The sequence below is a fragment of the Pseudoalteromonas sp. Hal040 genome, assembly GCF_037162425.1.
GTDB lineage: Bacteria > Pseudomonadota > Gammaproteobacteria > Enterobacterales > Alteromonadaceae > Pseudoalteromonas > Pseudoalteromonas gelatinilytica.
Genome location: NZ_JARLUU010000002.1, coordinates 54488 through 69420 on the forward strand (window position 1 = coordinate 54488; position 14933 = coordinate 69420).

At 39.1% G+C, this 14933-nt stretch carries 10 protein-coding genes and 1 pseudogene; 6 read left to right on the top strand and 5 right to left on the bottom strand.

The genetic code is table 11. From position 1 onward, the window contains the following. The gene (locus P4S60_RS17910) at positions 1–405 is read right to left on the bottom strand and encodes an NUDIX hydrolase (protein ID WP_337116916.1); all 405 of its coding nucleotides are present in this window, start codon (positions 403–405) and stop codon (positions 1–3) included. 286 nt (positions 406–691) lie between these two features. Between P4S60_RS17910 and P4S60_RS17915 the strand changes: the two genes are divergently transcribed. Next, positions 692–2074, top strand: a complete 1383-nt coding sequence (locus P4S60_RS17915) for a Na+/H+ antiporter NhaC family protein (protein WP_063703701.1) — start codon at positions 692–694, stop codon at positions 2072–2074. A 49-nt stretch (positions 2075–2123) separates the two neighbouring features. Here P4S60_RS17915 and P4S60_RS17920 read toward each other — a convergent pair whose 3' ends face one another. Beyond that, positions 2124–5009 carry an insulinase family protein gene (locus P4S60_RS17920; RefSeq protein ID WP_337116917.1) on the bottom strand — a complete coding sequence of 962 codons (2886 nt, stop codon included), beginning with the start codon at positions 5007–5009 and terminating at the stop codon, positions 2124–2126. A 166-nt stretch (positions 5010–5175) separates the two neighbouring features. On the opposite strand from P4S60_RS17920, the gene P4S60_RS17925 reads away from it, so the two are divergent. Further along, a complete protein-coding gene (locus P4S60_RS17925; protein ID WP_337116918.1) occupies positions 5176–5589 on the top strand; it encodes an MAPEG family protein in 414 nt (137 codons plus the stop codon). Positions 5590–5650: 61 nt separating this feature from the next. Here P4S60_RS17925 and P4S60_RS17930 read toward each other — a convergent pair. Then, positions 5651–6387, bottom strand: a pseudogene (locus P4S60_RS17930) (peptidylprolyl isomerase). Between the two features lie 247 nt (positions 6388–6634). Here P4S60_RS17930 and P4S60_RS17935 point away from each other — a divergent pair. Both P4S60_RS17935 and ushA read left to right on the top strand, forming a co-directional pair. After that, a complete protein-coding gene (locus P4S60_RS17935; RefSeq protein ID WP_063703692.1) occupies positions 6635–6832 on the top strand; it encodes a hypothetical protein in 198 nt (65 codons plus the stop codon). 101 nt (positions 6833–6933) lie between these two features. Next, a complete protein-coding gene (gene ushA / locus P4S60_RS17940) occupies positions 6934–8520 on the top strand; it encodes a bifunctional UDP-sugar hydrolase/5'-nucleotidase UshA (RefSeq protein ID WP_337117525.1) in 1587 nt (528 codons plus the stop codon). 68 nt (positions 8521–8588) lie between these two features. Here the strand turns inward: ushA and P4S60_RS17945 are convergent, their stop codons facing one another. Both P4S60_RS17945 and P4S60_RS17950 read right to left on the bottom strand, forming a co-directional pair. Then, positions 8589–9536: a hypothetical protein gene (locus tag P4S60_RS17945; protein ID WP_337116919.1), complete on the bottom strand. Its 948-nt coding sequence runs from the start codon at positions 9534–9536 to the stop codon at positions 8589–8591. Beyond that, positions 9523–10425: a hypothetical protein gene (locus tag P4S60_RS17950; RefSeq protein WP_337116920.1), complete on the bottom strand. Its 903-nt coding sequence runs from the start codon at positions 10423–10425 to the stop codon at positions 9523–9525. The genes P4S60_RS17945 and P4S60_RS17950 overlap by 14 nt, the downstream gene beginning before the upstream one ends. Positions 10426–10643: 218 nt before the next feature. On the opposite strand from P4S60_RS17950, the gene P4S60_RS17955 reads away from it, so the two are divergent. Both P4S60_RS17955 and P4S60_RS17960 read left to right on the top strand, forming a co-directional pair. Continuing rightward, positions 10644–11507: a S1/P1 nuclease gene (locus P4S60_RS17955; protein ID WP_337116922.1), complete on the top strand. Its 864-nt coding sequence runs from the start codon at positions 10644–10646 to the stop codon at positions 11505–11507. A 34-nt stretch (positions 11508–11541) separates the two neighbouring features. Next, a complete protein-coding gene (locus P4S60_RS17960; RefSeq protein ID WP_337116923.1) occupies positions 11542–14658 on the top strand; it encodes a TonB-dependent receptor in 3117 nt (1038 codons plus the stop codon). The last annotated feature ends 275 nt before the right edge of the window (positions 14659–14933 follow it).

The following is a 14933-nucleotide window of genomic DNA, read 5'->3' on the forward strand; positions in this document are numbered from 1 at the left end:
TTAAAACACCTTACTAACGACATCATTGGCAAAATTGAGACAGTCGAGAACACGCTCTTTTTGTACTTTAGATAACTCATCAATATCGAAATAGCCATACTCTGTGTGCTCATCGCTCAACATTATTTCAGCATTTTCTGCCATACGAGCACGGAAAATAAACGCATGAGAGTTAAACGCTGTGTGATAATAAACACCACTTAAATAAGCGATATCTACGTCACAATTAAGCTCTTCTTGGCATTCACGTAGCAACGCTTGATGAATGGTTTCTCCTTTATCTAAAGCCCCGCCAGGTAACCCCCAACTTTTTTGACCATAATTAGCTTTTAGTAATAACACTTGCCCTTGGTTGTTAGTGATAACCGCGTGACTACTGAGTCTGTATGTATCTGAAAATGCCATAAACCTTAGCTTAATAAAGTTAAAAAAGTAATACAGTTGAAGAGTGTAAAATAATTATCATCGCAATAAAAATTCTTATTGACTAAATTAATATTCAGGATTATTTTTCTTGCGATGTTTTGGGCAAAACAAAAGCAGTATACCCTCTATACTGTCTGGCGCCAGCCAACGCAGGCACTTTCCCTAATGGTCCATAAAAGTGTGTTCGCGTAAAGCAGTTACTTGAGTCTATAGACTTCTGATTTCTGTAAGCAATCTCGCATTGCTTAACTGTGTGAAAAATATAATGCAAGAACCTTCTGCGTTAAGTTTACTGCCGCCAGTATTGGTGGTGGTTTTGGCCGTATTTTTACGCCGCCCTATTTTATCTTTACTAATTGGTGCTTTGTTTGGTTTAGCCATGCTAGGACCAACCGCTGTGTTAGCCAATTTTGCTGATATTTCATTAAAAGTAATGCAAGACGAAACCATTGCCTGGCTAATTTTAGTCTGTGGTGGATTTGGTGCATTAATCGCTTTATTAGTGAGAACCGGGGGTGCAAGTGCCTTCGCCGAATTAGCGTTAAAGTTTGCCAAAGGCCAGCGCTCATCGTTGGTGATGACATTTGTGCTAGGTGTGATTATTTTTATTGATGATTACTTAAATGCATTAACCGTCGGTGAAACCATGAAACGTATCACCGATAAGTTTAAAATTAGCCGTGAAATGCTCGCTTATGTTGTTGACTCAACAGCCGCGCCTATCTGTGTGCTGGTACCACTCTCTACATGGGCCGTATTTTTTGGTGGCTTGTTAGTTGATAATAATGTTGCACCAGAAGGTCAAGGTATTGCCGTCTACATTCAAGCAATACCTTACATGTTATATGCTTGGTTTGCAGTCATTGTTGTATTACTGGTTAGCTTAAATGTCATCCCTGCTTTTGGTCCGATGAAAAAAGCACAACTACGTGCCATGAATAATCAAATCGAGATCTCAAATAGCCAATACACAGATGTTCAAACAGCGGATGAATACGCAGTAAAAGCAGCGGAAGAAAACTTTGAAACAGCCGCTTCAAACGGCAAACTCTATAACTTTTTAGTGCCGATAGTTTTACTTGTTGCATTTACTGTTTACTTTGACATTGACGTATACAAAGGATTGCTTGCAACCTTTGCCGTTGTTTTACCTTTTTATATGTTACAAAAGTTGATGACATTGTCAGAACTCGTTGAGCGTATGCTTGATGGTTTTAAAAGTATGATCCCCGCTATTGGGACTGTGGTTGCAGCATTTATATTTAAAGATGTGTGTGACCAATTAATGCTTCCGCAATATGTTATTAATACATTAAGCCCTTATATGACGGCCCAGTACCTACCTGCCGTGGTGTTTTTAGCAATGGCAGTACTTGCTTTTGCAACAGGTTCAAGCTGGGGGATTTTCGCAGTAACGATTCCTATTGTAATGCCTCTGGCTTACGCAATTGATGCCAATATTCCTTTAGTGATTGGCGCTTTGCTGTCGGCGTCGTCATTTGGTAGTCAGGCGTGCTTCTATTCTGATTCCACGGTACTTGCCGCGCAAGGCTCAGGGTGTGATTTAGTCAGCCATGCTATCACGCAACTGCCTTATACCTTACTTGCAGCAAGCGCTGCATTTATAGGATTTTTGCTTATCGCATAAATAAAAAAGCCCAAGCAATTGCTTGGGCTTTTGTTTATCCGCTATTAAATTAGTTTTGGAATTTAATGCCTTTGTAAAAACTCTCTAAGTTTTCAACTTTTGTTTGGTTTTTAAGATCTGCAAATGGCTTATCCGCAAACTTACTACCACGCATTTGAATATTTAATCGTGGAGCCTCACTGTTAAGCATGGTTTTCTTGTAATAATCTTTAAGATCAGCCAAGGTTACTTTTTCAACTTCTGCGATAAGTTTTTCCTTAGAATCAAACTTAAAGTTCTCACGATACCAATCTGTGATAAGTGGTGACATTTCATCACTTAAGTTTTTAGGCTGCTCTTTTAAAGACACAAGCGTTGCATTTTTAAGTTGTGCAAATGTTTCTTCTGTCATGTTATCAAGCTCAACAGCGTATTGCTTTTTGAACTCATCAAAACGCGCTTGCATCTCTTTAGGGCCTTTAACCGGTGTTTGAATATATAGACCCAATGCAGAGTAGTCTTCGATAGGACGCGCTAACGCACCAACCGCATAAGCCAGCTGCTCTTCAGTACGTAACTTATCAAACGCTACGGTTCTAAAGTGACTTTGTAAGATTTGCGCCTGTGCTTTTTGCTTATAGCCAGGTGTTGGGTGTACAACCATATCAATGATTGCTACATCTGCTACATCAATATCTTTTTGTAATACGATGCGTTCACCTGGTTGAGGTAACCATGCTTTGCTTCTAGCAAACTCAGTCGTTTTATGGCCTTTAGGTAAAATAGCGGTTAGTTTACTCGCAATAGAGTCAACATCATTTTGGTTATAGTTACCAAACGTGAATACGCGTAGATCATTGGCAGCAAGAGTTGATTGCTTAATATCTGCAAAATCAGCAAGAGTTAGCGCATCTGCCGCAGCAATTAAGCTTTCGGTATCAAATTTACCACTACGAGTCAGTTTTGAGTATTCACCGAATGCTTGGTAGAACGGGAACTGCTTTTGTTGATTGAGTAAATCACGCTTAAAACGATCGATTGCTTGGGCAAATCCTTCTTCAGACACATCTAACGTTAGATTTTCAAGCGCTTGAGCTAACAGCACGTCTTGTTTATCAGTAAAACCACTTAGTGATAACACAAGGCCGTTACTTGGTTGTAGCCCTAAGCTCATACCTGCAACGGCTGCTTCTGTGCTTAGTTTGCTTTGTTGTAAGTTATAAAGATCAGCCCACACTGCATAAAGAACTTGTGATTTAACATTCACAAGGGCATCAGGTGTATTAATGTAAACCTCAACAAGACCCTTAGGTTGCTCAGCAAATTGCTGACTTGCTTGGCGCCAAACTTTTACACCTTGCTTATCAAATACCAGTTCAGGATGCGCTTGTTGTTTAAACTCCGCCGTTTTAATTGCAAAGCTTTCTGGTAATAAGCGGTTTACTGTTGGTAATGCTAAAGGGTATTCGCTCGGTTTGCTCCAGCTTGCAACTTCTGCTTCGCTGATATCTTCAATGCGGTATTTACCATCGTAAAAATGCAGCTGTGAATCTGTTTCTTCTTGCTTTGAAATATACCAAATACGTAGCGTATCTTCGTTTAATTGTGAAAGCACATTTTGCACCGCATCTGCATCAAACTTTGCATAATAATAAGGTGCGTTAATTGCGTTGTTCACAGGGAATTTTTGCATGCTATCAGTTAAGTTACTGACATAACCAAACTCATCGCCTTTTTCTAGGAATTGAAATTCATTATTTAGAGAGGTACGAATTTCATTAAAGTATTTGCTATCAACACCCTGCTCTTTAATAAGCGCAATGTATTGCATAACCATAGCGACAATTTCTTCGCGGTTTTGCATGCCCGCATCAGTCAATTCAATATTAACTGTTAAGCTGCCGTAGTTACCGTATTGAGTTGGAGCATCAGAAGCAGATAATCGTGACACCCAGCCTTTATCACGTAAAATTTGTGCCGGGCTACCTTGCATTTCGTTGCTTAAAAGGTACGAAACAAAACGGTTTGGTTTTACCGCAAACTGTGAACTGTTATCAGCAATAGTGAATTCTAACTGTAGCTGTTTAACATCTTCATTCGGTGAGTAGTAAACACGTTTACCACCTGCCACAGAGAAATCTAACTTATCAGTCACCGTTGGTTTTTCGATGTGTTTGTTTTCAATGTCAGCAAAATACTGTTTAGCTTTTGCTTCCATTTCAGCCAGTGGACGATTAGAAATCATCGCCACTTTCATAATGTTCGATGAATAATATTTGTTATAAAAAGCAACGGTTTCTTTGTGTAGATTGCTACCTTCTTTATCCCCTAAAGTTTCTAGGTTACCAATTAAAAAGCGGTTTGCTGGGTGTGAGCCCATCATTTGGCGTGCCAATTTAAACTGACCAAAAAAGTCCATTTCACGGCGCATTGACCATTCTGCATTTACCGCATTTTTTTCTTTGTCTGTGTACTCAGGGTAAAGCTTTGGTGATTTAAAGAAATCCGCAAAGCGGTCAAGTGCTTCATCGTAAGCATCATTGTTCACTTTGAACATGTAGTTTGTGATATCTAACCAGGTGTAAGCGTTATGCGCCCCACCATTTTTAGTCATAAAATCACTGTAACCTTTGGTGTCTGGGTAACGGTCTGTACCAAGGAACAGCATATGCTCTAGATAATGTGCCATACCTTGTTGCGACATAGGGTCGTGCAATAAACCAACACCGACACTCAATGCAGCAGCTGATTTTTCAGCGCTTGGGTCTGAAATTAAAATCACATCAATTTCGTTATCAAGTTTTAATGTTTTGTACTCACGAGTATCGTTTGGACTGATAACTAACGAGTCAGGAATAAGGTTAGTATTAGCAGCAGGAGGCGCTGTGGTAGAAGTAGAAGAACAACCTGCTAACACTGCAAAAGCGATTGCACTGAGTCCCATTATTTTTTTCATTATTTAGTATCCATTAGAAATTGAATAAATTTTTATTTATCATGTGTTTTAGAGCGCCGCAATTCAATGCTTTTGAGCTAAGTTACAGCAAAACTTTGTAACACATTGTGAAAATGCAGTACTTACGGTTAAGATTAATAGCAATAACTATAACAAAGGATGAGCTATGGAAAAGTGGCTAATTGTAGCAATGTTCGCTCAGGTCTTACTGACGTTCATTGTGATGTACATTATGGGTAAACGCCGCTTTCGTGCGGCAAAACAAAAAACCATTGAGATGAAAGATTTCTTAACAATGGATTTAGAAAAAGCAGGCACTGATGTGCGTGTTGCAGATCGCAATTTTATCAATCAATTCGAAATGCCCGTGCTGTTTTTTATCGGCTGTTTAACAGCTCTACAGGTCAATGCGGTGGGTACTGTTTTTGTTGCCCTTGCGTGGGTTTATGTAGCATTAAGAATTATTCATAGCGTAATTCACTTAACTTCAAATACCTTGAAGGCGCGCTATTATAGTTTCGTTGTCAGTAGCTTCATTATGCTAATAATGTGGGTGCTGGTTTTAGTAAGAATCTTTTAGTACTTAGTGATACAAAGAAAAAAGGCGCTTTTTAGCGCCTTATTAACTTTGTTGGTTGGAATTATTTACGACGAGTAAAACCTGCAAGGGCTAATAAAGATAGCATCCACGCAAGACTACCACCTGAACTACCACCGCCATTATCGGATGAATTATCTTCGTCAATAAGCGTATTTTCTTTTGGTGATAAAGAGGCAGATGAATTCGGATCATCATCAATCACAACAACACTATTAATCATCACTAAGTTTTCAGCATTGAAACCGCTAGTGGTCGTTGGGCATTGATCTTCATTTAAGCCAACCGTTGGAATTTCACCACAGTGAACTAATGATGTAATTGTCTCGATTGTTTCAAAGCTATCAGCTGTAATTTCACCAAACACGGTGAAACCACCATTTTGTAAATCAAGATTAGCGCTATTATCTTTTAAGTTAAAAAACCATTGGCTTGTTGCACTGTTCGCATTGCCACCAACTTTCGCCATTGCAATCGTGCCTTTAACGTTTGATAAAACAGGCTCATTGGTAATTGCATCAGCTGTTTCAATCGAATTAAAGTCCGTATCAAACTTAAAACCACCCCTTGCAATACAAAATCGTCAACAGAACGATGGATAACACTACCGTCATAGCTACCGTCAGTTACATAATTTAGAAAGTTTTCCACTGTGATAGGTGTGTGTTGATCATAAAGGTTAACGGTAATGGTGCCTTGATTTGTTTGCATTTCTACAATCGTCGCATTGGCTGTAAAGCAGCTTGCAAAAAGAGCAGTTGCAAGTAGATGTTTTTTCATTGTTTATCTTTCCTGATACTTTTTATTATAAAACTGCACGAAGCTTAAACAAAAATGGTTGATGCATAAATAGCAAACAAAATAGTTACACAAAACACGCCATAGCAATTACAACTCAGTTACATTAATTTACATCGCGTATTCATTTTAGTTATAAAAAATATAAACACTAAATCAAAATCGTCTTATCAAATTGACTCAGTTTGTTAGTATTTGCACGACAACAATGAACACACAGGAATTAACCATGGCGAATGAAGAGAACGCAATATGCGATTTTGGCCTACACCAAGGTGAGCCTTACAGCCAGTTACCAGCTAGTTTTTTAAATTGGATGGTGGGCAATAATCACCAAAAGTCTCATTACGCAGAACAAGAACTGCAACGCCGGCAACTCGCTGCAACAGGACAAATAAATACAGAAAATAGCAACAAAAGTTTATAAAAGACATTTAATTTAAACTTAAGTCGTTTAAACTAAGCGCTTAATTAACCTACTGCTCTAATCAGGCAAACAATTATGCGCTTTTTTTATTAACTTCGCTACTGGTTACCCTAACCGCATGTAGCTCATCTTCGAATAATACTGATTCAGTACAATATTTAACTCTACTTCATACCAATGATAACCACGGTCGCTTTTGGCACAACGAGCAAGGCGAGTATGGTATGGCAGCCCGTAAAACTTTAATCGATCAATTAAGTACCGATGCTAAAGCAAAAGGCCATGCTGTGTTATTGCTGTCAGGCGGCGATATCAATACCGGTATTCCAGAGTCAGACTTACAACATGCAGAGCCCGATTTTAAAGGTATGTCTTTAATTGGCTATGACGCTATGGCAATTGGTAACCATGAGTTTGACAATCCTCTGGCAGTACTTGATCAACAACAAAAATGGTCTAACTTTCCATTTTTATCTGCCAACATCATTGATAAAACAACCGGTGAAGCACGCTACCAAGGTTATAAAATCTTTGAAAAAAATGGCCTTAAGATTGCTGTAATCGGCTTAACAACCACAGATACAGCAAAAATAGGTAATCCTCAATATATCGGTGGTCTAGAATTTAAAGACCCAACAGAGGTTACTGCAAAGTTAGCCCCAGAAATTGAAAAACAGTACAACCCTGATATCACCATTGCTGTCACGCACATGGGTCACTATGTTGATGCGAACTTTGGGATTAATGCGCCGGGTGATGTAACCATGGCGCGTAACTTACCTAAAGGCATGCTTGATATTATTGTTGGCGGACATTCACAAGAACCTGTTTGTATGAAAGAGGCAAATATCGCTGACGAAAGCTTCATGCCAGGTAAAGCATGTAAACCAGATCAACAAAATGGCACTTGGATCATGCAAGCCCATGAATGGGGTAAATATGTGGGTAAGGCTGAATTCAAATTAGAAAAGGGCAAATTAACACTTCTTAATTACGCACTTATTCCAGTTAACCTATATATCGATGATGAAAATGGCAATAAGAAGTTGGCAGCTGATTACATCGAACCTAACAAAAGCTTACAAGACGTACTTGCTGTTTATCAGCAAAAAGGCGCAGCACAAATTGCCGGTAAAATTGGCGCCGTTGATGCAAAACTTGAAGGTGACCGTAACAAGGTGCGCTACGAGCAAGTTAACTTAGCACGCGTAATAATTGCTGCTCAAATGCAATCTGTGGGTGCTGATTTTGGTTTGATCAGCGGTGGCGGAATTCGCGATAGCATTCAAGCAGGTGATGTCAGTTATAAAGATATTTTAAAAGTTCATCCTTTTAAAAATCGTATCACCTATATTGATATGACAGGCCAAGAGTTATTTGATTACTTGTCTGTGGTTACGTCTTTCCCACCTGATTCAGGTGCCTACTTACAATATTATAAGTTGAGCTTTAAACGCGACGATGACACCTTATCTGATGTTAAGATTGCAGGAAAGCCACTTGATATGGCTAAAATATATCGTATGAGTATTAACAGTTATAATGCCTCTGGTGGTGACGGCTACCCTACTCTTACCGATAAAAAAGGCTTTGTAAGTACAGATGATACAGATGCACAGGCATTAAAACGTTTCTTTGAGCAAAATAGCCCTGTTAAAGCGGCTGATTATACGCCTAAACAACAATAAGGTGTACTCAATAATCTTTAACAAGCAAAAGGGAAGTCAAAGACTTCCCTTTTTACTTTTAAAGTAGATTATTTGCCTATGACTTCAATATCGGCAATCTCAATCGATTTCAATCCGTAATGATGTAAACGCGAACGGGAGCCTTCACCATGGGCCTTAGGCGGATAATAGGTTTCTTTTATTTCTAGCTGTTCTTGCCAAACTTCATCAAGTGCAGCACGAATTTCACTTAATGTTTTTTCTAAACTATTAGTAAAGTTTGGGCGCTTACGTATTGTATGACCAAGCTCGACTAACCGGTAAAAATACTTGTTCGCTAAAGTCAGCAATTCTTCTGGTACATCTTTATTTTGATTAAGCACTACATCTGGGTGCTCAATACAAAACTCAACCAATGCAAGATAAAAGCACAGCGGTTTATTAGCAAGTGCAACGGTTTTATCAACAGCACAACTGGCAGCCAAGGTTTTATTTTGAAGATCGACTATCAATTTAGGTTTTTCTACAGCTTGTATTTCAACCTCAGGCTCATGTTTTGCAATTTGAATTTTAGTACGCTCACTTATAAATAATAAATACGTTAGTGCAGCAGACACCAAACTCACTAGAATTAATACAGCAATATCATTTTTTGAAAATAAAGACGATGCGACAACAAAGCTTACCGTTAACGACTTTTGTGGTGCATGCAATTGTTTAGTAATTAAATCTGCACGGGCTGGATAATCAGAGATCCCTTCAATTGAATAAACCATCACGCCTGAGTCTTTTAACTGAGCATTAAGACGGGCGATATAGTTGAGTACCATGTCTTTACTACCTGAATGCTTTAAAAAATCATCAGGTAAATTTAAGTGATTTAAATCAAGGGCAATACGGTTTTCAACTTTTGCTAGAGTCAGTGCATCATTAGTTTTTGTCTTATAAGCTTTTGCAGTAATAAAGGTGGCAAATAAAGCCAAACAACAGCATAGAAATACCGCCCCATAAGCAAGCTTTATTCTAATTGGCAGCATTGCTATCCCCTACTTTGATTGTTTGCTGGTTTGAGTCACATTCCCAAAAAGACTCAACATGATTAAAGTAATGGGAATTCTGATTATGGGCTAACTGAGTTAGGCGTGTTTGAACAGCACATAAAAGGTCGGTGTTCTCATCTTGCATTTTTAAATACCAACGACTGCCACTTATATTGTCACGGATAGGCGTAATGTAATTGATTGAAAAGCGTTGCTGATCACTATCTTGCCAATAAGAAGAGATTAAATCGACTTTACCGCTTGCAAGTAACTCTCTTAATTCTGTATGTGAACTGGCATAAGTGATATTTAGGTTTTCTAGGTTGATGTCTAATTTTTTAAATAATTGCTTAGGTAAAATGTGCCCAGAGCGACTCGTTGGATAATCAAGTAAGCCAATACGCTTGTCTAAAAAATAACTTTTTTCAATTCGGGGCTTTTCTTTACTCGAAATTAAATAAGCAGTGTAATCTGGGAAGCCAACAACCGCTTGATAGTTATAGGTTGACTCGGCCATAAAAGCATTAATCAAGTTTTCTTTAGCAAGGATCAAATCTGCTATCCCTTTACCTAAAAACTCAATTGTGTCTGAGGTTTTATAACCCCAATAAGAGGTGACCTTGCCATATTGTTTACTAATGATGTCATCTGCGCATAGGGTTTTAGCAACATCCTCAGCCAACACTTTACCTGATGAATACACCACCAGTTCATTAAGGTTAACCTCTGATTTAGTATCACATTGGAATGATGTTTCAATAAATGCATCGATATCAGAAACAGGCGGTTTACCCTGCAAAATTCCGATATAAAAAAACAAAATTAGTGACAGAAACAAAAATGTAACAATCGACGATTTTTTTATTAGTATTGTTCTTAAATTCAATTTTAATAGCCAACAACGCTCCGTTGTCTCTATTTGAACAATTATTCTTACTCATTACAACAGGTAATTTTACCTGAATATTGTAAGCCATTGAAAAACAATATATATGAACAAGAAATTATGAATCTTATTGAGTCCTTTCTATTTGTTTTTAAATTCAGGAAAATACACACCAAGAAATCGTGCTTCAGGGCACATTCATTTTGGACACTGAGTCAATGTTACAAAAAACAATAAAAATGTTGCTGTTATCGACACCAGTTATTTCTGTGTTGTTAAGTAACCCTGCAAATGCATGGGGTCAGAATGGTCACCGTATTATTGGTGAAATTGCATCTAAGCATATTACTGACGCCACTAAGCAAGCATTAGTTCCTTTACTTGATGGTGATTCTTTACCACAAGTTGCAACGTGGGCTGATGAAATGCGTTCTGCGCCTGAAACGTTTTGGCAAAAGAAATCTTCACGCTGGCATTACATAAATTTCAAAGAAGGCGATGCTAAGCCTCATTACGACTCACATGCCCACCATAATAAAGAAACCGTGTCAGACATCCTTGAAGGCATGGAATATTCAATATCAGTTTTACAAAACCCAAAAGCCTCTCTCGGTGAAAAGCAATTTGCATTACGCTTTTTAGTTCACCTTGTTGGTGATAGCCACCAACCTTTTCATGCCGGTCGCGGTGAAGATCGTGGTGGCAACAATATTTCTGTCACATTTTTCGGTCAAGATACCAATTTACATAGCTTATGGGACACAAAACTCATTGAAAATGAAAATTTGTCCTATACTGAGTTTGCGCAATTTATAAATACAACAAATCAAGCGTTAATAACGGACTATCTTGCCAGTTCACCTAGCGATTGGTTGATCGAATCTAATAACATTGCAAACTCTCTGTATAAAGAAAATGAAACAAACGTAAGTTATAGTTATATCTATAAAAACTTACCAGTTGTTAAAACTCGCCTACAACAAGGTGGGATAAGATTAGCGGGTTTATTAAATACATTATTTGATAAATCAGCAAAACCGTTAGTAAAGGCACTTAAGATGCCAACTGACAGCAAACTATAAATGAAACATAACCTCTAACACGGGAAATAACATAATGAAAATCCAACTCCGCAAAACAGCTCTATCACTTGCTATTGCAGCATGTGTTGGTGTGAGTGGTGCAGCGTTAGCAAATGAAACAACATCTGCTATCAAGGGTCAAATCAAAGGTCCAAACGGCAACCCTGCTGCTGGCACTAAGATTACTATCGTTCACTTACCTTCAGGTTCAACTAAAGAAACTGAAACGAACGATGCGGGTTACTTCACAGCAAAAGGCCTACGTGTAGGTGGTCCTTACCGCGTTGTTGTAGATTCTGACGTTTTCGCAGATCAAACATTCAACAACATTAACCTACAAGTTGGTGCTGACTACCCTGTTAATGTTACGTTAGAGCCGCAATCAGACATCGAGCAAATTGTTGTTACTGGTCGTCCTATCAGCCGTATGTCTGGTGGTACAGGTCCTGCTGCGACTTTCACACTTGAAGATTTAGAAAACCAACCAGCTATCAACCGTGATTTAAAAGATATCATCCGTATCGATCCACGTGTAACAATCGATGATAGCCGCGGTTCAATCAACTGTGGTGGTGGTAACCCACGTTTCAACAGCTTAACGCTAGACGGTGTTCGTATGAACGATAACTTCGGTCTAAGCTCAAACGGTTACCCTACAATCGGTGCTCCTTTCTCTTTTGATTCAATTGAGCAGGTTGCAGTTGAGCTAGCACCTTTTGATGTTCAATATGGTGGTTTCACATCATGTAACATCAATGCTGTTACTAAATCAGGTGGTAACGAAGTACACGGTGGTATGTTCTTCGATTACACAAATGATTCAATGAAAGGCGATAAAATCGAAGGCGAAGACTACGATAACGGTGATTACACTGAAAAACGTTACGGCTTCAATGTTGGTTTACCACTAATCAAAGATAATCTTTTCTTATTCACGTCTTATGAAAAAGTAGAAGGTGTTAAGCAGTACGAGTACGGCGGTTTAAATACGGGTAGTGTTTCAGCTGCAGACGTTGCTCGTGTACAACAAATCGCACAAGACGTTTACGGTTATGATGCAGGTGGCATGCCATCGAGCGCACCAGTTGAAGATGAAAAAATCTTTGTTAAACTTGACTGGAACATTAACGACGATCACCGTGCAAACTTGATCTATAACTACAATGACGCTTTCACACTATCTCAATCAGATGCATACAGTGATACAGTAGCTTTAGACAACCACTTCTACAAGCAAGGTGCTGAGTTTACATCAATCATCGGTTCACTTTACTCAGATTGGTCAGACAGCTTCTCTACTGAAGTTCGTATTGGTAAATCAGAGCTAGATGCAACAGTACAGTCTTTAGATGCAGCGAGCAGCTTCGGTGAAATGCAAATTAGTACAGCTGACGGCGGTACAATTTTCATTGGTCCAGATGACTCTCGTCAGTCAAACGACCTAGACTACGAAACAACGACTGTAAAAGTTGCAGGTACTTACTACCTTGATCAACACACGATTACTGGTGGTTATGAGTATGAAAAGCTAGACGTGTTTAACCAATTCGTTCAGCACACTCAAGGTGAGTGGCGTTTTGATTCTGTAGATGATTTTGAAGCTGGTCAAGCAGCACGTATTTATTATAACAATGCTGCTGGTACAAACGATCCAACAGATGCTGCTGCAAGCTTCTCATACGCTCAACATACTTTCTATGTTCAAGATGAGTACAACTTCACAGATTTAGATGCGACATTAACGTTTGGTCTTCGTTACGACAAATACACAAGTGATGACAAACCTAACTACAATGAAAACTTTACTAACCGTTACGGTTTCAGCAACCAAGGTACATTCGACGGCATCGATTTAATTCAACCACGTGTTGGCTTTGAATGGTACGCAACGGATGCATTAGAAGTACGCGCAGGTGTTGGCTTATTCTCTGGTGGTAACCCGAATGTATGGTTATCTAACTCATACTCAAACGACGGTATCACAAACATTGGTACTTTCCGTGCAGGTGTAGATTTATTCAATACCCCAACAGTAAACGGTGGCACTCCAGGTTATGAAGTACCACAAGATATGTATGATGAAGTTGCTAATACAACAATTGGCGCGGGTGATTCTTCAGTAAATGCTGTTGACCCAGATTTCGAAATGCCTTCAGAGTGGAAATACTCAGTAGGTGCAACATACACAACTGAAGATGAGTACGTATTCTCACTAGATTACTTATTCACTAAACGTAAAGATGCTGCAATCTTACAAGACATCGCGTTACAAGATTCTGGTGAAACAACGTTTGATGGTCGTCCAATTCTTGAGTCTATTGAAGGTCGTAGCGGCGACTTACTACTTACAAATGTAAGTGGTGACAGTGGTGAGTCTCACATCATTTCTGCTGCAATGAGTAAGCGTTTTGATAACGGTATTAGCGTTCAATTAGCTTACGCTTACACTGACTCAACAGATGTTAACCCTATGACTAGCTCTGTAGCTAGCTCAAACTACGGTAACATGGCGACATACGATCCGACTAATCCAGGTGCACACACATCTGATTACGAAATCCCACATCGCTTTACTATGACATTAGGTTACACAACTGAGTTGTTCGATGGTTACAACACACGTTTCAACCTATTCAGCGAAACGTACAAAGGCCTTCCTTACAGCTATACATATAACGGTAGCGACAGTGTTTGGGGTGATAGCAACTCAAACCGTAGCCGTCAGCTAATGTATATCCCTGAAGTGAATGACCCGAACGTTGTTTACGACATGACTCCTGAAGAAGTAACTGAGTTTAACGAGTGGATTTCTGCTCAAGGCCTTGAACGTGGTGAAATCGTTGGTCGTAACAGCCAAAATGCTGATTGGTTCACAAAAGTTAACTTCAAGATGACTCAAGAGTTACCTGGTTTCATGCCTGGTCACAAAGGTGAAGTATTCTTCGTTATCGATAACTTAACAAACATGTTAAATGATGACTGGGGCGTACTTAAGAAAGGTAACTTCGTTGGTAACCGTATGATTAAAACATCAATCGATGACCAAGGTCGTTACGTATACTCTGACTTCAGCCCTAACAATGGTAAAACTGCAACTCAAAGCGGTGCATCAGTTTGGGAAATGCGTGTAGGTGTACGTTACACATTCTAATAACGAGTTAACCTTGTTATAAAGCAAAAGCCCGCCCCTACTGGCGGGCTTTTTACGTTTTGGTGGAAGTTTGCAAGAGTAAAGCTACTAGGGGAAAGTGAGCAAGGGTAAAGTTAGAAAGTTACTAGTAGCAGCGATTTTACATCGCGTCATTGTAACTAAAGCCTAGAACCTAATACCTGATAAATTCTTTCGTAGGACTGGCTTTAGCCGGGAATGGTTGTAGATATGAGTTACGAGTTTCAAGAATAAAGTTAGCAAATTAAGAAGTCGCG